The 18,198-nt window shown below is 60.2% G+C and carries 15 protein-coding genes; 8 read left to right on the top strand and 7 right to left on the bottom strand.

Translation table 11 applies throughout. The annotated features are described in order from the left end of the window. The first annotated feature begins 21 nt into the window (after positions 1-21). The gene (locus EXW71_RS28445) at positions 22-1,173 is read left to right on the top strand and encodes an MFS transporter (RefSeq protein WP_134660661.1); all 1,152 of its coding nucleotides are present in this window, start codon (positions 22-24) and stop codon (positions 1,171-1,173) included. Positions 1,174-1,226: 53 nt separating this feature from the next. Here the strand turns inward: EXW71_RS28445 and EXW71_RS28440 are convergent, their stop codons facing one another. The 5 genes from EXW71_RS28440 to EXW71_RS28415 all read right to left on the bottom strand — a co-directional run bounded on the left by EXW71_RS28440 (position 1,227) and on the right by EXW71_RS28415 (position 7,764). Next, complete coding sequence (locus EXW71_RS28440; RefSeq protein ID WP_134660660.1) at positions 1,227-2,123, bottom strand: hypothetical protein; 897 nt, start codon at positions 2,121-2,123, stop codon at positions 1,227-1,229. Positions 2,124-2,736: 613 nt separating this feature from the next. Further along, positions 2,737-3,567, bottom strand: a complete 831-nt coding sequence (locus EXW71_RS29200) for a hypothetical protein (RefSeq protein WP_256657151.1) — start codon at positions 3,565-3,567, stop codon at positions 2,737-2,739. Between the two features lie 216 nt (positions 3,568-3,783). Beyond that, positions 3,784-6,189: a TonB-dependent receptor gene (locus EXW71_RS28425; RefSeq protein WP_134660659.1), complete on the bottom strand. Its 2,406-nt coding sequence runs from the start codon at positions 6,187-6,189 to the stop codon at positions 3,784-3,786. A gap of 97 nt (positions 6,190-6,286) precedes the next feature. Next, positions 6,287-7,237, bottom strand: a complete 951-nt coding sequence (locus EXW71_RS28420) for a FecR family protein (RefSeq protein ID WP_134660658.1) — start codon at positions 7,235-7,237, stop codon at positions 6,287-6,289. 26 nt (positions 7,238-7,263) lie between these two features. Continuing rightward, the gene (locus tag EXW71_RS28415) at positions 7,264-7,764 is read right to left on the bottom strand and encodes a sigma-70 family RNA polymerase sigma factor (RefSeq protein ID WP_134660657.1); all 501 of its coding nucleotides are present in this window, start codon (positions 7,762-7,764) and stop codon (positions 7,264-7,266) included. Between the two features lie 145 nt (positions 7,765-7,909). Here EXW71_RS28415 and EXW71_RS28410 point away from each other — a divergent pair, with 145 nt between their 5' ends. The 3 genes from EXW71_RS28410 (at position 7,910) to EXW71_RS28400 (ending at position 11,517) form a co-directional block, all read left to right on the top strand. Beyond that, positions 7,910-8,710: a glucose 1-dehydrogenase gene (locus EXW71_RS28410; RefSeq protein ID WP_134660656.1), complete on the top strand. Its 801-nt coding sequence runs from the start codon at positions 7,910-7,912 to the stop codon at positions 8,708-8,710. After that, complete coding sequence (locus EXW71_RS28405) at positions 8,703-10,529, top strand: glycoside hydrolase family 15 protein (protein ID WP_134660655.1); 1,827 nt, start codon at positions 8,703-8,705, stop codon at positions 10,527-10,529. The genes EXW71_RS28410 and EXW71_RS28405 overlap by 8 nt, the downstream gene beginning before the upstream one ends. Positions 10,530-10,590: 61 nt before the next feature. Beyond that, positions 10,591-11,517 (top strand): alpha/beta fold hydrolase, encoded by a 927-nt coding sequence (locus EXW71_RS28400; protein ID WP_134660654.1) that lies wholly within the window; start codon positions 10,591-10,593, stop codon positions 11,515-11,517. Here the strand turns inward: EXW71_RS28400 and EXW71_RS28395 are convergent. Then, positions 11,487-12,455 (bottom strand): GlxA family transcriptional regulator, encoded by a 969-nt coding sequence (locus EXW71_RS28395; RefSeq protein ID WP_134660653.1) that lies wholly within the window; start codon positions 12,453-12,455, stop codon positions 11,487-11,489. The genes EXW71_RS28400 and EXW71_RS28395 overlap by 31 nt on opposite strands. A 91-nt stretch (positions 12,456-12,546) precedes the next feature. Between EXW71_RS28395 and inhA the strand changes: the two genes are divergently transcribed. Further along, entirely contained in the window at positions 12,547-13,227 is a 681-nt protein-coding gene (gene inhA / locus EXW71_RS28390) for an isonitrile hydratase (protein WP_123715248.1), read from the top strand. Positions 13,228-13,236: 9 nt separating this feature from the next. On the opposite strand, the gene EXW71_RS28385 is transcribed toward inhA, so the two are convergent. Continuing rightward, a complete protein-coding gene (locus EXW71_RS28385) occupies positions 13,237-13,866 on the bottom strand; it encodes a LysE family translocator (RefSeq protein ID WP_134660652.1) in 630 nt (209 codons plus the stop codon). Positions 13,867-14,359: 493 nt separating this feature from the next. On the opposite strand from EXW71_RS28385, the gene EXW71_RS28380 reads away from it, so the two are divergent. The 3 genes from EXW71_RS28380 to EXW71_RS28370 are packed head-to-tail and all read left to right on the top strand — an operon-like array spanning position 14,360 to position 18,172. Beyond that, a complete protein-coding gene (locus tag EXW71_RS28380) occupies positions 14,360-15,799 on the top strand; it encodes an undecaprenyl-phosphate glucose phosphotransferase (RefSeq protein ID WP_123715246.1) in 1,440 nt (479 codons plus the stop codon). Continuing rightward, on the top strand, positions 15,799-17,259 hold the full coding sequence (locus EXW71_RS28375) for a mannose-1-phosphate guanylyltransferase/mannose-6-phosphate isomerase (RefSeq protein WP_123715245.1): 1,461 nt from the start codon (positions 15,799-15,801) through the stop codon (positions 17,257-17,259). The genes EXW71_RS28380 and EXW71_RS28375 overlap by 1 nt, the downstream gene beginning before the upstream one ends. 1 nt (position 17,260) lies before the next feature. Further along, a complete protein-coding gene (locus EXW71_RS28370) occupies positions 17,261-18,172 on the top strand; it encodes a glycosyltransferase family 2 protein (RefSeq protein ID WP_123715244.1) in 912 nt (303 codons plus the stop codon). The last annotated feature ends 26 nt before the right edge of the window (positions 18,173-18,198 follow it).

Below are 18,198 nucleotides of genomic sequence, written 5' to 3'. Positions count from 1 at the left end.
ACGCAAAACCAAGGATTTTTCATGACTGCCATCCCCACCCCTGCGCCCGTGGTTCCCGGGCGGCTGGAGCAAATGTCGACCCGTATCGCTTTTTTCATTGCCGGTTTCGGCATCGCCGCCTGGGCGCCACTGGTGCCGTACGCCAAGGAGCGTGCGCAACTCAATGAAGGTACGCTTGGCCTGTTGCTGTTGTGCCTGGGGGTAGGCTCGATTCTCGCCATGCCAGTGGCGGGCGTACTGGCGTCACGCTTTGGCTGTCGTCGCGTACTCGGCACTGGCACGCTCATGATCTGCCTGGCCTTGCCGATGCTGGCCACCGTCAGTTCGATTCCGTTGCTGATGGCCGGGCTGTTCCTGTTTGGCGCAGGCTTGGGCACAGTGGACTCAACCGTCAACCTTCAAGCGGTCATCGTTGAACGCGCCAGCGGTAAAACCATGATGTCGGGCTTCCATGGTTTGTTCAGCCTGGGCGGTATTGTCGGTGCCGCCGGTGTCTCCGGGCTGCTGGGGCTGGGTTTTTCGCCGCTGCAGGCAACCCTGGTAGTGATCGTCATCATGGTACTGGCCTTGCTCAAGGCCGGGCCGCATTTGTTGCCCTATGGCAGTGAAAGCTCCGGGCCGGCGTTTGCCGTTCCCCACGGGGTGGTGCTGTTTATCGGCTGTTTGTGTTTTGTCGTTTTTCTCGCCGAAGGCGCCGTGCTCGACTGGAGCGCGGTGTTTCTCAGTGCGGAGCGCGGCCTGGACGAAGCCTACGCGGGTCTTGGCTACGCGGCATTTGCCCTGACGATGACTGCCGGGCGCTTGACCGGTGACGCGATCGTGCGTCGCCTGGGGGCGACCCGGGTGATCCTGATCGGCGGCTCGCTGGCGGCCGCCGGCGTGTTCCTCGCCACGCTGTCCCCGGCATGGGAAGTGGCCCTGTTGGGCTATGCGCTCGTTGGCGCCGGCTGCTCGAATATCGTTCCGGTGCTGTATACCGCCGTCGGCAAGCAAAACGTCATGCCGGAGCACATTGCCGTGCCTGCAATTACCACGCTGGGTTACGCGGGTATATTGGCGGGGCCTGCCGTGATCGGTTTTATCGCCCACGGCAGCAGCCTGGCGACTGCCTTTCTGCTGATCGGCGGGTTACTGGCAGCAGTGGCGGCCAGCGGCAAGATACTGCGGGTTTAATGCGAAAGCAGGCGGGGGCGGCTTGGGCCGTTGAATGCGCTCATGCACGCCCTTCAGTTGCCCTTCTCCTTCCGGTCATTTTCCAGCCATCGATCAATGCTGTAGTTCTTCAGCCATCCCTCACTGTTGTGACTGCCAAAAAGGCTGGTTCCATTGGCTTTTCTACTCTCCAGTGACGCCAGCAAGCCAGGCCGCTCAACCAGATTCCTGGCCAGATACACCTGCTGTTCGCTGTATTTTTTCCTGGGGAATCCAGTGGCCGCGTCCCGTACAACCTCACCTGTTTTGTCGGTTTCGTCAGGGTCCTTGCTCATCTCGATCAGCTTGTCGGTCTTCACATATCGGTGTTTTTCAAAAAAGAAACTGTAGTCTTCCGATGTATCGCGTAGCTCGTCGAACATTCCCCTGAATGCCTTGACCACCTCTGCGTCGGTTTTCGAATGATAGGGATCTACGCTCTGCGTGTTCGGGTGGGTATTGCCGACCATTGAATCAGCAGCCCTGGAAAGGCTGTCGAGGGTGATAAAACCACCATTGGCGATAATCGCCTCATTCAGTCTGGGACGGTTGAGTATCTCTCGGGCCAGCAGGATCGTGCGTTCAGCAACATCGCTCTGGTTCGGTTCTTCGCTGGCGATCTGCTGCAATGAACGCTGGGTCAGTTTTCCATCCTTCTTGAACGGGCCCAACATGGAAAATTCGTTTTTCAGGGCAGTTGCCAACAGATGATCGGCCGAGCTGACATAGGGGTTTACGGCAGTGGTCATTCGCCCAAAGGTATTTTGGCCGACACCATGCGGACCCGCATCGCTCCTGGTGTTTCTGAAAAAATGATTGGAAGACAGGCCTGGCGCAGAAGATGTTCCGAGCGACTGGGCATCCACGCCCGTCGTAGGCGCGCCCCATGCAAAAGGCAGCCTGCGGCCTGGATTATTGATCCCGTCAGTCATGCTTCATACCCACCCTATTTAGATTCCGTAACCTGAGCCCGATTGCCCGACCGCCTCAAACACCTTGAGCGCCGGCGCTGCATACGCATGGTTTGTGTGGTTACGCGAAAATAATGGTTCCGCAAAACAACCGCTCATGGCCCGGAATATCCCCAGTAAAACTTGAGCATTTGTAACCACTCAATCCGTCCGCGTGTCGGCCCCCGAGGGCGTCTTCACATCGAAAACAGCTAGCGCTCCCGGCAGAACAATTTGCTCCAGAGCGTTGCGAAGGCTGACGGTGCAGAACGGGGCGCCGGCTCATCCCCAGACGCTCGGGCGCCTCTGTTGAAGTCCTCGGCGGTAGGCGCCTTGAAGCTGTTCTTGGGCGAGGAATTGAGATTGAGCGCCCGTGCTTTCACGCTCTGTTGAGCGGCGGCCTCATCGGCTGTTGCCGGCAGTGTCGAAGCGCTGTAACGCGAATGGCGAGGTTCAAGTGATGTCGAGTTCATGTGCCACGGCCTGACTCAATAGATGAGGACATCCACGGGTAACCAACCACCGGTGGATGTTCTCTGCATGGTGATCTTAGTGAAAGATTTCTGCGTATTTGAACGATGCGTTCCGCACGGATCTAGCCCAGCACCGTCAGCAACGTTTGCAACTCGCGACGGGAGATCATGTCATCACGCTTCGACTGGAAAAGGCTATCCATCGCCGCCTTGAGTTCCGGACGCGCCATGAGTTCTTTTGCCAAATGGATGAGTGCGTCCTGGGATGCATTGCCCGTCGGCTGTTGCATCGCCAACTGGTCCAGCTTGCCGAGCTTGATCGAACGGGGAAAATAGCCGGTCGCCAACTTACCGAATTGATCGAGCAGCTCCTGGGCAAGTTGCTTATCGCTGTGAAGCTTCAGGGGATTGTCGGAGCGGATAAAGCTCTTGATGTCGGCTTTGGTTAAATGACCGTCCTCGATGCCGGTCTTGCCATTTCGATCGAGGGCCGCCAACAGGCCAGGATGCTGCAGCAAGTTTCGCGCCAGGCGAATATTCGCGTCTTTGACCGAATCACCGGTCAACGCTTGATTGGCCATTGCGCGCACACCGTCGGCCGTTACGCGCTGCAAAGGTGGCACCTTGAACGCGTGGTAATTATCCAGCAGTTGTTGGGCCAGGGCCGAGGGCTGAGCCGGATTGGGACGCGGCACAGGGCCTGGGTTCGGTCGTGCGCCCACCGGCAGCGGGCGCTGAGGTGGGCATGATGAATGACAATGGCCCGGGAAAGGTTTTTGCGCAGGTGGATCAAATACAGGCCCGCAATGCCCACCCGTTGGCGCGTAGTTCATGCCTTCCGGGTGTCGGGGACTGGATGACGTGCCGGGCCGCTGGGTGCCGGGGCCGGCACGTTCGTGGTCAACCTGACCGGGTGAGCGAACGACTGTCTGATTGAATGCGGGGATCGACATAAGGTTCTCCAGTGCTGTGTATTGAGCGTCTTGCCTCACCGCAATCGTCAATCGCAAGCAGGCCATCTTGTGTGGCAGCAGTGCGGATATCGGTTCCTCACCGCGCTGAAGAATTCCACTCGGGGGTAGGAAGAACCTCTCGGTAGAAAAGGCGCACAACGAAAATCGCCGACGCCCCTGTGCAGGGGAGGCGGCGATTTTTCGCTCAATTCAGGTCTAGAACCCGACGCTGGCCTGCACGAAGAAGGTACGAGGCTCGCCCAGGTACAACCCGGCATTATTGTCGCTGGAGCGCGTGTAGTGTTGCTGGTCGAAGATGTTTTTCACGCCGACACCCAACTTCAGGTTGGACAATTGCTCACCGAAGTCATACCCGCTGCGCACGTTGACCGAGACATAACCCGGGATATCACCGTACTGGCCATCGGCTGTGCCCTGGGTGATGTAGGTGGTGCCAGTACCGGGTGCGCGTTGGCCGGACTGGGCGTAGATATCCAGGTTGTGAGTCCAGTGGTTGATGTCGTAACGCAGGCCCAGGGTTGCCACTTCACGGGAGTACAGCGGCAGATCACGGCCTTTGAAGGGCACGTCACCTTCGGAGGTAGCCTTGGTGAAAGTGAAGCCGGCGTTGGCGGTCAGGCCGTCCAGGCGCGCATCCAGGTTGGACAGGTCGTAGTGGGCCGACGCCTCGATACCGGTGTGCTTGGTGGCGCCGAGGTTGGTCCAGCCCACGTCGTTGCTGACGTATTGCAACTCATCCGAAAAGTCGATGTAGAACAGCGTCACTTCGCCACCCCACACGCTGTCGTTGTAGCGCGTGCCGACCTCGTAGGTCTTGGCTTTTTCCGGGTTCAGGCCGTTGGCGGTCTGGTTGCCGGTCCCCCCCTGGCCCAGTTGAAAGTACTGCAGGCTGCCGAATGAGGTTTCGTAGTTGGCGAACAGTTTCCAGGCATCGGAGACGTGGTACATCACACTCAGGGCCGGCAACGGCTCGTTGTTGTGGATCTCGCGGCGTTTTTCCTCGGTACGCTTGCCGTTAAGGGCGACTACCGGACGGTCGTGCCATTCGGTGCGGATGTCTTCGAAGCGAATGCCCGGGGTGATGGTCCACTTGCCGATATCGATTTTGTTATCGATATAAAACGCATTGGCCTCGGTGCCGCCGGTGCGGTCCTGATAGACATGTCCGTCATTTTGGCCGCCTGGCGTCGGCACATTGTTGACCAGGTTGAGACTGGTCGCCTGCTCGTGCATGCCTTCCTTGAGGTAACGGTAACCCAGACTGACTTCCTGGGTGCTCGGGCCTACGTCGAAGACATGGGACACCCGTGGTTCGATGCCGAAGGTGTAGTAGGTACGCGGATAGGAGCCAAGGGTTTTCAGGTCGCGGTTGGCGATGTTGCTGCCACGGAAACTGTCCGAGTAGTAGGTCAACACTTCCGCCTGGGTACGGTCATCGATCTGACGGATGTATTTGAAGGACACATCCTTGCGCCGTCCGCTGAAATTGTCCCAGTCACGTACCGATTGATACGGGTTGGCATCGAACTGCTTCTGGGTCAAGCCACCGGGCATATCGGCGCTGGCGTCGTAGTAATGGAAACTCAGCGAGAAGTCGTCTTGATCGGTCGGCGCCCAGTGGGTCTTGAAGATCACATCATCGATATCGTTGGAGTTATTACTGTTGCGATAGCCGTCGCCCTTGACGCCTGAGTACAGCAATGCCGCGCCGATGCCGTTGTCTGCCGTGCCGCCGACGAAAGCATTTTCGATGTGTTTCCAGCCGCCATGGGCCGAGGTTTCCAGGGTGGTACCGACGTCACCGGAGAACTTCTCGGGAATGGCGCGGGTTACGAAGTTGATCACGCCGCCAACGTTTTGCGGCCCATACCGCACGGAGCCGGCGCCGCGCACAACGTCGATGCTGTCCAGGTTGCCCGAGGAAATCGGCGCCATCGATAACTGCGGCTGCCCGTATGGGGCAAACGCTGCCGGAACGCCGTCGATCAGTACGGTGGAGCGTGGCGACAGGCGCGAAGTCAGACCGCGCACACCAACGTTGAGGGAAATATCACTGCCGCCGGTACCATTGGCTTCCTGCACCTGTACGCCAGGGATGCGACGCAGCACGTCACCAACGTTCATGGCGCCCTGCTCCACCATGGCTTCGCGACGCACGACCGTGCGTGCGCCCGGGTGGTTCTGCACCACTTCAGCATTGGCATCACCCAGCCAGTCGCCGACTACCTTGATATCGGTAACACCCAGTTCAACCGGGGAACCGGCTTCACCGGTGCCGCTGCTCACTGGGTGCAAGGTCACGGAACCGGCGTCGATCTGGTAATCCAGGCCGCTGCCCTGCAGCAATTGGCGCAGGGCTTGTTCCGGCGAAAGGTTGCCGTCAATGGCAGGTGCTTGTTTACCCGCGACCATGTCGGGGCTGAAGAACACTTGCAGGGAAGTCTGCCGGCCCAATTGGCTCAGCGCCGCGCCCAGAGGCTGGGCGCGGATGTGGATACCGTCGGCGGCGTAGGCTGCAGGCAGCGCGGCGCTGACCGCAAGCGCCAAGGCGAGAGGTGCCCAGCAGGAAATTTTATTTTTGTTCACGGCAAGTTTTTTCACGTCGAACCTAGTCCTGTGATCGCAAGAGTGCGCATCCGTTAATGCAAACCAGTTGCAGTTGCAGGAGAAGACGAAGAACTCGAAAAAAACCTGAATGTCAGCGCGAAATAATTTCCTGGCTGCCATCCGGCAAAACGCGCACGGTCACCGGCAAGATGTGCGGAAGGGCTTTAAGCAACGCGTCGGTGTCGCTGGACTTGAACACGCTGCTCAAGCGCAGGTTGCCAACTGCTGCTGTGCCAACCCGCAAGGGCCGCTCGCGGTAACGCGATACCTCCCGCGCTACATCACTCAGTGGGGCGTTGTTGAACACCAGCTTCCCACTGCGCCAGGCCGTCAGTTCATCGGGGTTCACCGCATAGGCAGTGGAGACTTGCCCCAAGGCATCGACATGGGTGCCGCGGCCCGCCGTCAGCGTCACGATCTGATCCGAAGCGCGCCCTTGTACCTTGACCGTACCGGCCTCGACTGCGACGCGGGTCTGGTCGTCATCACGGCGTACATCGAAACGTGTGCCGGTGACAGTCACCTGCCCTGCCCCGGCCGCCACCACAAACGGGCGGCTGGTGTCATGTTCAACGCTGAACATCGCTTCGCCCTGCTTGAGTTCCACAGCGCGCCGGCCTTTTTCATAATGCACCGCAACCACGCTGCGGCTGTTCAGGTCCATCATCGAACCGTCGGGCAAGGCCACCTGCCGGTGCTCGCCCACGTGTGTGCTGAACTCGGCGCTGTAAGGCTTTGGATGATCAAGTCCGCTGAACAGGCCCAATCCCAAGGCGACCGCCACCACACTCGCGGCCGCCGCGTAACGCAAGACGGCGCGATGCTTGGGCCGCTTCACCGGGGTCTCGCATAGCGCCTGCAAGCGCGCCTTGGGCAACAGGTCCGTAGCGTTCCACACCCCTTGCAGCACATCGAATTCGTATTGGTGCTCGGGCCGCTGCGCACGCCACGCATCGAAACATTGGCGCTCTTCGTCGCTCAGCTCGGCGTCTTGCAGGCGTACGAACCATTGCGCGGCTTCGTCGCGAGCACGGCTATCCATCGTGGAAGATCCTGTTTCAAAACGGGTCATGGGGCCATCGCATCCAGGCGGTCACGCAGATGCCGCAGGGTGCGGATCATATACTTTTCCACCATGTTTTTAGACAACCCCAGGCGGTCCGCGATTTCCTGCTGGGTCAGGCCCTCGATTTTCTGCCAGATGAAAATCCTGCGGCAGTTGAGCGGCAACTCGGCCAAGGCCCGCTCGACGGAGTCCGCCAACTGGATCGCGTGCACGTAATGCTCCGGGTCTCCATTGTGGGACGAGCGCTGATCAACGGCATCCAGAGCCAAAGCCTCGCGACGGTCCTCGCGGCGATAGGTGTCCACTGCGATGTTGCGCGCCGTTTGATGCAGATAGGCACGCGGCTGCTCAACCTCTGTGGAACTCGACTCAAGCACCCGAACAAAGGTGTCGTGAGCCAGGTCTTCGGCCTGCTGACGATTTCTCAGGCGACGTGTCCAGGTGCCGATCAACTCTTCGTAGTGCTCGAAAAAGCCTGTTCTGCGGGGCGGCTGGGGAATCATCGCGTGAGCACTGGGAAGGCGGGGCGTGAATAATAATGCTTCCTATTAAGCAGGGCAATTGCCTGCCATCGTTCAGGTTAAAGCTGAACTTGTAGGCCGCAGCCCCTGTCCTCAGAAAGGACTCTCTTAGAACGGTGGGTGGGCAATGCAGATTTCCTTGCAGCAACAGGTGGCCCTGGTCACCGGCGCCAGCTCCGGGATCGGTGCCGGGGCGGCCAAAGCCCTGGCCGAAGCCGGTGCGGCCGTAGTGCTCAATTACAACTCCCAGGCCGCGCCCGCTGAAGCGTTGGCGGCGCAGATCAACGCCGACGGCGGCCGAGCGATTGCTATCGGCGGCGACGTATCCAAGGAGGCCGATGTCGAACGCCTGTTCGCCCAAACGCTCGACGCCTTCGGCCACCTCGACATCCTTGTCGCCAACTCCGGCCTGCAAAAAGACGCCAACCTGGTGGACATGACCCTTGAGGACTGGAATACCGTGATCGGCGTCAACCTCACCGGCCAGTTCCTGTGTGCCCGTGCGGCCGTGCGTATTTTCAATCGACAGGGCGTGCGTGACGGCGTGTCGCGGGCCGCCGGCAAAATCATCCACATGAGTTCGGTGCATCAGGTGATCCCTTGGGCCGGCCACGTGAATTACGCGGCGTCCAAGGGCGGCGTGGAGATGCTGATGCGCACCCTCGCCCAGGAAGTCAGTGAGCAACGCATCCGCATCAACGGCATTGCACCGGGAGCGATTCGTACGGCGATCAATCGTGCGGCCACCGAAGGCGCGGCTGAAAAAGAACTGCTCAAGCTGATTCCCTACGGGAGGGTCGGCGACGTGGAGGACGTGGCCAACGCAGTGGTCTGGCTGGCCAGTGATGCTTCGGACTATGTGGTCGGCAGCACCCTGTTCATTGATGGCGGCATGAGCCTTTATCCGGAGTTTCGCGGCAATGGTTGATTTCAAGAACGAACCTCAAAGTGCCATCGACGCCCACGGCATCATTGGCGATATGCGCAGCGCCGCACTGGTCAACGACAAGGGCAGCATCGATTTTTTCTGCTGGCCGGAGTTCGACAGCCCGTCAATCTTTTGCTCGCTGCTGGGTACGCCCGAGGCGGGTGCTTTCCAGCTCACCCCGGACTTGCCCGACGCCCGCCGCGAACAAATCTACCTGCCCGACACCAACGTATTGCAGACCCGCTGGCTCAGCGACGAAGCCGTGGTGGAGATCACCGATATGCTGGCCGTCAGTGAAGACGTCGACGACTTGCCGCTGCTGATTCGCCGAGTGCGAGTGGTCAGCGGCAAGGCCACGATCCACCTGCGCTGCGCCGTGCGCCATGACTATGCCAGGACGCCAACACACGCCAGCGCCGACGATGGCAGCGTGCTGTTTGCCGCCGACGGCCAGCCTGGCCTGCGTCTGGTCGGCAGCCATCCGTTGACACTCGAGGACCATTCGGCGGTCGCGCGTTTTACCTTGAACCAGGAACAAGGCGCCGAATTCGTACTGGGCGCTGCAGACGATCCGCGCGTCACCAATGCCTGTACCGACCTTTACCTGGAGCGCACCTTGAAGTTCTGGCGCGGCTGGATTGCCCAGTCCAATTACCGGGGGCGCTGGCGCGAAATGGTCAACCGCTCGGCCTTGGCGTTGAAGCTTCTGACCTCACGCAAGCACGGCGCAATCATTGCCGCCGCCACCTTCGGCCTGCCGGAAACACCGGGCGGCGAACGTAACTGGGATTACCGCTACACCTGGATCCGGGATGCCTCGTTCACTGTCTACGCCTTCATGCGCCTGGGCTTTGTCGAGGAAGCCAACGCCTACATGCGCTGGCTCAAGGGTCGGGTCAGTGACTGCTGCAGCCAACCGACCAAAATCAATATCCTCTATGGTATCGACGGCCGCCAGGAGTTGCCCGAGGTCGAGCTGGATCACCTGGATGGCCATGGCGGCGCCAAGCCGGTGCGGGTCGGCAACGAAGCGTTCGATCAGATCCAGCTGGATATCTACGGCGAATTGATGGATGCGGTGTACCTGGTCAACAAATACGGTGAGGCCATTTCCCACGAAGGTTGGAAACACACGGTGGAAGTGGCCGACCAGGTGTGTGAAATCTGGAATCAGAAGGACGTCGGTATCTGGGAAATGCGCGGTGAGCAACATCACTTTCTGCATTCACGGCTGATGTGCTGGGTGGCCTTGGACCGCGCGATCCGCCTGGCCTCCAAACGCTCGCTGCCCGCCCCGTTCGCCCGCTGGGACCAGACCCGCCAGGCGATCTATGCCGACATCTGGAGTAACTTCTGGAACGAGGAGCGCGGGCATTTTGTGCAGCACATCGGCAGCACGGCGCTGGACGGCTCAATGCTGTTGATGCCCTTGGTGCGCTTCGTCGCCGCCACCGACCCGCGCTGGTTGTCGACCCTGGAAGCGATCCAGAAAAGCCTGGTACGCGACGGCATGGTGTACCGCTATCGTAACGACGACAGCCAGATTGACGGCCTGCAAGGCACCGAAGGTGCGTTTGCCGCATGCTCGTTCTGGTATGTCGAATGCCTGGCCCGTGCCGGGCAGGTGGACAAGGCCCATCTGGAATTCGAGCAATTGCTGCGCTACGCCAACCCGCTGGGTTTGTATGCCGAAGAGTTTGACAGCCAGGCCCGGCATTTGGGTAATACCCCACAGGCGTTGAGCCATTTGGCGCTGATCAGTGCGGCGACGTTTTTGGATCGCAAGCTCAGCGGAGAGAAAACCGTCTGGCAGCCCTGATGTTTCGTCTAGAGTCTGAGGGCCCTAGGCCCCCATCAGAGCCCATTCATCGGAGCCCACCATGACCACGACCGCCCCGCTGCTCTCTGTGCGCACCCCCATGCTCGATGTAGCCTATGAAGCCCACGGCGCGGAAGATGGCGAGCCGGTGATCCTGCTGCATGGTTTCCCCTACGATCCTCGCGGCTACGATGAAATTGCACCGCCATTAGCCGAGCGCGGCTACCGGGTGCTGGTGCCGTACCTGCGTGGTTATGGTCCGACGCGGTTTATCCACGATCAGGTGATGCGCTCCGGGCAGCAGGCGGCGTTGGCCAAGGATCTGCTGGATTTCATGGATGCGTTGTCTATCCCGCGAGCGACATTGGCAGGCTACGACTGGGGCGGACGGGCGGCGTGTATTGTCGCGGCGTTGTGGCCCGAACGCGTGCGCGGGTTGGTGACGGGGGATGGCTACAACATCCAGAACATCGCCCGTTCGCTCACACCGCGTGCGCCGCAGACCGAGCATCGGTTGTGGTACCAGTTCTATTTTCACACCCAGCGTGGCGTGGACGGTCTGACCGCCAATCGCCACGCGCTGTGCGAACTGCTGTGGCGGCTGTGGTCGCCGACGTGGGCCGAAGGGCCGAGCCTCTACGACAAGACCGCGCCGTCGTTTGATAACCCGGATTTTGTCGAGGTGGTGATTCATTCCTACCGCCACCGTTTCATGTATGCACCTGGTGACCCGGCGCTGGAATCCATCGAGCAGGCGCTCGCGCTGCAACCGCCGATCTCGGTGCCCAGTATTTCACTGTGTGGTGCCGATGATGGTGTAGGGCCTGCTCCGGTGGAAGATGACGATGTGGAGCACTTCAGCGCTTTTTACCGGCGTGAAGTCTTGCCCGGCGTGGGCCACAACATTCCACAGGAAGCACCGCAAGCGACCCTGGCTGCCTTGCTGGAATTGCTCGCTTATGACACCGGCGAAAAACGCTCGCGGTAAGCCTGCGGCGTCACGGACAGCGCCCGTAGAAAACTGCGGCGCAGGGTTTCTTCACAGCCGAACCCGCATTGCACGGCAATGCGTTTGATAGGCGTCGTACTGTCGGCCAGTTGCCGGCGAGCGGCCTCCACCCGGATCAATTCGACCGCCCGCGCCGGGGTTTGCCCGGTTTCAGCACGGTAATGGCGGACAAAACTGCGTTCGCTCATACACGCCTTGGCGGCCAGGGTTGAAAGGTTGAGGTCCAGGCTCAGGTTTTCTGCGATCCAGGCGTGCAACTCGGCAAAACGGCTATCGCCCTTTTGCAACGACAGCGCCACGCTGAACTGCGATTGCCCGCCTGGGCGCTTGAGGAAAACCACGAGGTGCCGCGCAACCTCCAGGGCAACGGCGCGGCCCAGGTCCTCCTCCACCAGAGCCAGGCACAAGTCGATACCGGCCGTCACACCGGCGGAGGTCCATACGGAGCCCTGCTGGATGAAAATCGGATTGGCCTCCACGGTCAGCGCAGGAAACTTGCGCGCCAGTTCTTCGCAGCGGGTCCAATGCGTGGCCACGCGGCAGCCATCGAGCACGCCACTGGCGGCCAGCAGAAAGGCGCCGGTACATACCGAGGCCATGCGCCGGGTGTGCCGGGCTTTTTCGCGTACCCAATCGACCAGAACCGGGTCTTCAGCAGCGCCATAAACGCCCCAGCCACCGGCAATCACCAAGGTGTCGCCGGGCCTGTCGGCGGGCGGCAGCGGTTCGGCCAGCAATGCCAGGCCGGCGGAGGTCTTCACCGGCTCTGCCTGGGCAGCAATCACCGATACCGCGTAGGGCAGCGGCAAGCCGCGCTGACGGGCAAGGTCGTTGGTAGAGGCAAACACCTGCAACGGCCCGGTGACGTCGAGCACTTGTGCATTATCGAAAGCGAGCACGTGGATGATTCGAGGCATGATTGGCGTGATCTGTGGCTTTAATGGCGTATACGCCAGAGCCTAGGCCTCTAGAGTGAAGCCGTCCACCCCTTCTTCTGGAGCTTCATCCATGACTTTGCAGATCGGCTTTCTGTTGTTCCCCGGCATCCAGCAACTGGACCTGACCGGTCCCTATGACGTGCTGGGCTCACTGCCGGATGTGAAGCTGCACCTGGTATGGAAAGACCTGGCGCCGGTCACTTCCAGCACCGGCCTGGTGTTCACGCCGACCATGACCTATGCCGATTGCCCGCGCCTGGATGTGATTTGCGTGCCCGGCGGTGCAGGCGTGGGCGCGTTGATGGAAGACCCGCAGACCCTGGACTTTCTCAAGGAGCAGGCGCAAACGGCGCGCTACGTGACGTCGGTGTGCACCGGCTCGCTGGTGCTCGGCGCGGCGGGTCTGCTGCGCGGACGCAAGGCCACCACCCACTGGGCTTATCACGATTTACTCGCCCCGCTCGGCGCGATCCCGGTGCAGGCACGCGTGGTGCGTGACGGCAATTTGCTGACCGGAGGTGGCATCACTGCCGGGATCGACTTTGCCCTGACCCTGGCCGCTGAGTTGTACAGCGAAGCCGCCGCACAGTTAGTGCAGTTGCAGATTGAATACGCACCGGCGCCGCCGTTCGACTCCGGCAGCCCCGACACCGCGCCCCAGCATGTGCTGGAAGAAGCGCAGAAACGCACGGTGGAGTCGCGTCGGGTGCGTGGTGAAATTGTGGCCCGGGCAGCCGCGCGTTTGAGCTGATGCAACTGCTCAGGCTGGGCGTGACATCACCGCCAACCGCGCAGCCAAGAGCATCAGTACCGTCGCCAGGCCCCACTTCTGGAGCCTGGCGCTCTGGCTGGTCCCGGCAAAAAATCGGCTGAGCGCACCGCCAAAAATCCCCAGCAATACATGAAACACGCCCGCGATCAGGGTCAGGACGCCTCCCAACACCAACAATTGGATCGCGATGGATCCTGCCTCGGGCCTGACGAACTGGGGCAGGAACACCATGAAAAACAGCAGCGCCTTGGGATTGAGCAAACTGTTGAGCATGGCCTGCAGGAACACTTGCCCCAAACGCACACGACAAACCTGGGCCACGTCCAGACCGGCATTTTTTTGCAACGTCTTGTACGCCAGCCACAACAAATAGATCACCCCGGCGTAGCGAATCAAATCAAACGACGGCGGCCAGCTCGCTACCAACGCGGTCAGGCCGGTGGCGGTCAATACCGTCAACAGCACATCCGCTACGCAGATCCCCAGGCTGGAAGCCACGCCACCGCGCCAGCCATGACTCACACCATGACTGATAACAAACGCCATGTTCGGCCCCGGTGACAACAGCAACAGCAAAACAGCGCCTGAAAAAACCGCCAGGGTTGCCACGTCGATCATGTTCACGCCATCCAGCCAGGAAAGCCCTCAGATTAATCGGCGGGTCTTGTGCCCACAAAAAATTGTGCTGGATACATTTCAGCAATGCCGGCAGCGGGTTCAACGCGCCCTGCTACCTCTTGCCCCTTTTCCTACCTCTGCTTGAAAAGGTTTTCCACTCGAACAGGAAAACTCCCACATTTGTTTCTACACTCAAAATCAAACCCGTCCACGCTGTGCCAGGACAAGGAAAGCCAAAAAAATGACGCATAATAATTATTTACAAGTTGAAATTTGTATCTACACTGAAAAAGTCAAGTTATTGACTAATTCAAAAAAATAAAACATCCTGCATCAACTGCCCCCACCGATCTCCTTCATTTGGATGGTTCCACGTGAATGAATGGTTGCGTTTTACCCAGAAGTAGCCGTCGTTCGACTTGCCCTGATAAGCAGCCACTGCCTGTCGGATCAAACCCTCGAACGAGCTTGGAGTGCGATGAGGGATGTTTTTATGCGCGAGAAGTCGTCGGTCGATAGCCTGTTTCTGACCCGTGCGGGCTTTGTTGAGTTTTTTGTAGTTTTCGTCAAATTGGTCCACGGCTTCACTGCGATCTTGCCGCCTCTGGTCCTGGTGCTTTTCATCGACCCGCTGGCCCATGAAATGCGTTCCCACTTCCTCGGCCTGCTGCTGTTTTTCGCGATCCTGACCATTATTTTGTTTCAAGCCCTGGGGATCTATTCCGAGGAGCTTTTCAGTAATCGCCTGCGCCTGCGCAGCAATATCGTGGCGTGGTCCGCAGCGTTCTGCATCTTGCTGTTCATGTACCAGATCCTGCAGTTCTTCCCACAATTGACCCCACGCAACCTGGTGGTCTGGTACATCGCCAGCCTGGGCTTGTTCTGTGTGGAGCGCCTGGGGGTGCTGCGTCTGTATCGCAACCTGATGCGCAAGGGCAAATACCTGCAACGCACGGTGATCCTGGGCTTCACGGACACCGCCGTGCATGTTGCCGACCACCTGCAACGCAACGGCGATATCCGCTCCGGCCTGATCGGTTTTATCGACGACCGCACCGAGCGCATTCCCAAGGAACTCAGCAGACTGCCGTTGCTTGGCAACACCCGCGACCTCGAAAAACTGATCCGCGCCGAGCAGGTCAACCAAGTGATGATCTGCCTGCCCTGGGCCGCCGAGCAACGTATTCACGGGCTGGTCAATCGCCTGCGGCAGATGTCGGTGAACGTGATGCTGGTACCGGACATGGCCGCCCTGCGCTACGGCCACAGCCGCATCACCGACGTAGGCGGCATCCTGATGTTCAACACCTCGCAATTGCCGTTGCGCGGGTGGTCGCCGTTTATCAAACGCTGTGAAGATTTGCTGCTGGCCAGCCTGGCACTGGTGGCGTTGTCGCCGGTGATGCTGGTAACAGCCATTGCGATCAAGCTCGATTCCAAGGGCCCGGTGCTGTTCCGTCAGAACCGCTATGGCTACAACGACAATGAGATCCGCGTGTTCAAGTTCCGCTCGATGTTCACCGACCAGAGCGACTTCACGGCGGAGCAGCAGACCACCCGCGAAGACCCGCGTATCACCCGGGTCGGCCGCATCATCCGCAAAACCAGCATCGACGAACTGCCGCAGTTGTTCAATGTACTGCTGGGCAATATGTCCATGGTCGGTCCGCGCCCGCATGCCACGGCGACTAAAGCGGCGGGCATTCCGTTTGAAGTGGCGGTGAGCGAATACAGTTCGCGGCATCGGGTCAAGCCGGGCATCACCGGCTGGGCGCAGATCAATGGCTACCGGGGTGAGACCGATACCCTGGTCAAAATCCAGAAGCGTGTCGAATACGACCTGGAGTACATCTCCAAATGGTCGGTGTGGTTTGACCTGTACATCGTCTGCATGACGATCCCGGCCGTCCTTTCCACCAAGGAAGTGTATTGATGAACACCCTCAACGGATTAATTCCCTGCATTATTTCCGGTGGTTCAGGCACACGGCTCTGGCCGGTGTCTCGGCAGAATATGCCCAAGCCCTTCATGCGCATGCGTGACGGCCAGAGCCTTTTGCAAAAGACCTTCCAGCGCGCCGCCAAACTGCCCGGCGTGGAAAGCGTGCTCACGGTGACCAACCGCGACTTGCTGTTCCGTACCCTGGATGACTACCGCGGAGTCAACAAGGCCCACCTGCCCCTGGACCTGCTGCTGGAGCCGTTCGGCCGCAATACGGCGGCAGCCATCGCCGTCGCCGCGCTGCATGTGCAGGAACACTTTGGCGGCGACGCCCAATTGCTGGTGATGCCCGCCGATCATTTGATCTTGAATGAAGTCGCGTTCGCCCAAGCCGTGACACAGGCCCGCGACCTGGCTGAAGCCGGCTACCTGGTGACCTTCGGCATTCAGCCCGATCACCCGGAAACCGGCTTCGGCTACATCGAAAAAGGCGAAGCATTGAGCACCGGCAACCGGGTCAAACGCTTTGTCGAAAAACCCGACCTGGCCACCGCCCAAGGCTATCTCGACGGTGGTAAGCACCTGTGGAACGCTGGCATGTTCTGCTTCAAGGCCAGCACCCTGGTGGATGAACTGGCGACCCATGCGCCAGACGTACTGGCATCCGCGAGGGCGGCGCTGGAGCACAGCCAGCACCTGCAAAACAAAACCTCGCGCCAGCGTGAACTGGACTCGGAGGCGTTCGGCAGCGCGCCGGATATTTCCATTGATGTGGCCTTGATGGAAAAGTCCAACCAAGTGGCCGTCGTGCCCTGCGACATCGGCTGGAGCGACATCGGTTCCTGGGAAGCCCTGCGCCAGCTCACCCCCAGCGACGCCCATGGCAACCAGGTCAACGGCGAAGCGATCCTGCATGACGTGCACAACTGCTACATCGACTCGCCCAAACGCGTGCTCGGCGCCGTGGGCGTGAAAAACCTGATCATCGTCGATACCCCCGATGCCCTGCTGATCGCCGATGCCAACCGCAGCCAGGATGTGCGCTACATCGTTGCCGAACTCAAGCGCCAGAACCATCCCGCGTTCAGCCTGCACCGCACGGTCACGCGGCCATGGGGCACTTACACCGTGCTGGAGGAAAGCAGCCGGTTCAAGATCAAGCGCATCGTGGTCAAGCCGCAAGCGTCGTTGTCGTTGCAGATGCATCACCACCGCAGCGAACACTGGGTGGTGGTCAGCGGCGCGGCACAGATCACCAATGGCGACCGCGAATTCCTGATCAACGCCAATGAGTCCACCTACATCCCGGCCGGGCACAAGCACCGCCTGACCAACCCCGGCATCATCGACCTGGTGATGATCGAAGTGCAGAGCGGCGAGTACCTGGGCGAAGACGACATCGTGCGCTTCGACGACATCTACGGGCGCGCCCCAGCGGAAGTGAAGAAGTGACATGCGCACCTCGTTGATCATCCCGACCCGCAACGCATCCAGCCACCTGGCACGACTGCTGCCGGCGCTGAAAATGCAGACCGTGCAACCGGACGAGATGCTGGTGGTCGACAGCGCCTCCAGCGACGACACCGTGGCCCGGTTTCGCGAATTCGGCGCGCGGGTCGAGGTCATCGACGCGCGAGATTTCAACCATGGCGGCACACGGCGCTGGGCCAGCGAGCAAGTGGACGGTGACGCGTTGATCGTGATGACCCAGGACGCGATCCCGGCGACGCCCGAGACCTTCGCCAACCTGTTGCACGAACTGCAGGAAGACCCGCTTAACGGCGTTGCCTACGGCCGGCAACTGCCGCATCCCGACGCCGGGGTGTTGGGCGCGCAATCGCGGCATTTCAATTACCCGGACCAGAGCCGCAGCAAAAGCCTGGCCGATGCACCGGAACTGGGGATCAAGACCTGCTTCAGCTCCGATTCGTTTTCTGTGTACCGACGCAGCGCCTTGCAGGCCGTCGGCGGTTTCCCCGCCGATGTGATCGGCAGCGAAGACGCCTATGTGGCCGCGCGGATGCTGCTCGACGGCTACAAGGTGCGCTACGCCGCGACTGCGCAGGTGTATCACTCCCACGATTACCGCCTCATGGATGAGTTCCACCGCTACTTCGACATTGGCGTGTTCTACGGTCGCGAGCCGTGGATCCGCCAGGCATTCGGCGATGCCGGCGGAGAAGGTAAACGCTATGTACTGGCTGAGCTCGCAGCATTGCGCGCAGCCGGTGCATTGCATCGCGTACCCGAAGTACTGGTGCGCAGTGCGTTCAAGTTGCTCGGCTATCGACTGGGCCATCAGGAACGCAGGCTACCCATCGCCCTCAAGCGGCGCATCAGCATGTTCCCCGGTTATTGGAGGTGAGCACATGACCCACAGGAAGTCCCCCT

Source organism: Pseudomonas sp. BCA17 (genome assembly GCF_004519405.1).
In the GTDB taxonomy this organism is placed as follows: Bacteria; Pseudomonadota; Gammaproteobacteria; order Pseudomonadales; family Pseudomonadaceae; genus Aquipseudomonas.
This window is presented reverse-complemented; position numbering and strand designations above follow the sequence as displayed.

Bases quoted from the DNA above. Each gene is read 5' to 3' on its own strand.
- EXW71_RS28385 (WP_134660652.1), bottom strand. From the start codon at position 13,866: ATGATCGACGTGGCAACCCTGGCGGTTTTTTCAGGCGCTGTTTTGCTG.
- EXW71_RS29200 (WP_256657151.1), bottom strand. From the start codon at position 3,567: ATGTCGATCCCCGCATTCAATCAGACAGTCGTTCGCTCACCCGGTCAG.
- EXW71_RS28380 (WP_123715246.1), top strand. From the start codon at position 14,360: ATGCGCGAGAAGTCGTCGGTCGATAGCCTGTTTCTGACCCGTGCGGGC.
- EXW71_RS28440 (WP_134660660.1), bottom strand. From the start codon at position 2,123: ATGACTGACGGGATCAATAATCCAGGCCGCAGGCTGCCTTTTGCATGG.
- EXW71_RS28405 (WP_134660655.1), top strand. From the start codon at position 8,703: ATGGTTGATTTCAAGAACGAACCTCAAAGTGCCATCGACGCCCACGGC.
- EXW71_RS28410 (WP_134660656.1), top strand. From the start codon at position 7,910: ATGCAGATTTCCTTGCAGCAACAGGTGGCCCTGGTCACCGGCGCCAGC.
- EXW71_RS28395 (WP_134660653.1), bottom strand. From the start codon at position 12,455: ATGCCTCGAATCATCCACGTGCTCGCTTTCGATAATGCACAAGTGCTC.
- EXW71_RS28375 (WP_123715245.1), top strand. From the start codon at position 15,799: ATGAACACCCTCAACGGATTAATTCCCTGCATTATTTCCGGTGGTTCA.
- EXW71_RS28400 (WP_134660654.1), top strand. From the start codon at position 10,591: ATGACCACGACCGCCCCGCTGCTCTCTGTGCGCACCCCCATGCTCGAT.
- EXW71_RS28420 (WP_134660658.1), bottom strand. From the start codon at position 7,237: ATGGATAGCCGTGCTCGCGACGAAGCCGCGCAATGGTTCGTACGCCTG.
- EXW71_RS28415 (WP_134660657.1), bottom strand. From the start codon at position 7,764: ATGATTCCCCAGCCGCCCCGCAGAACAGGCTTTTTCGAGCACTACGAA.
- inhA (WP_123715248.1), top strand. From the start codon at position 12,547: ATGACTTTGCAGATCGGCTTTCTGTTGTTCCCCGGCATCCAGCAACTG.
- EXW71_RS28445 (WP_134660661.1), top strand. From the start codon at position 22: ATGACTGCCATCCCCACCCCTGCGCCCGTGGTTCCCGGGCGGCTGGAG.
- EXW71_RS28370 (WP_123715244.1), top strand. From the start codon at position 17,261: ATGCGCACCTCGTTGATCATCCCGACCCGCAACGCATCCAGCCACCTG.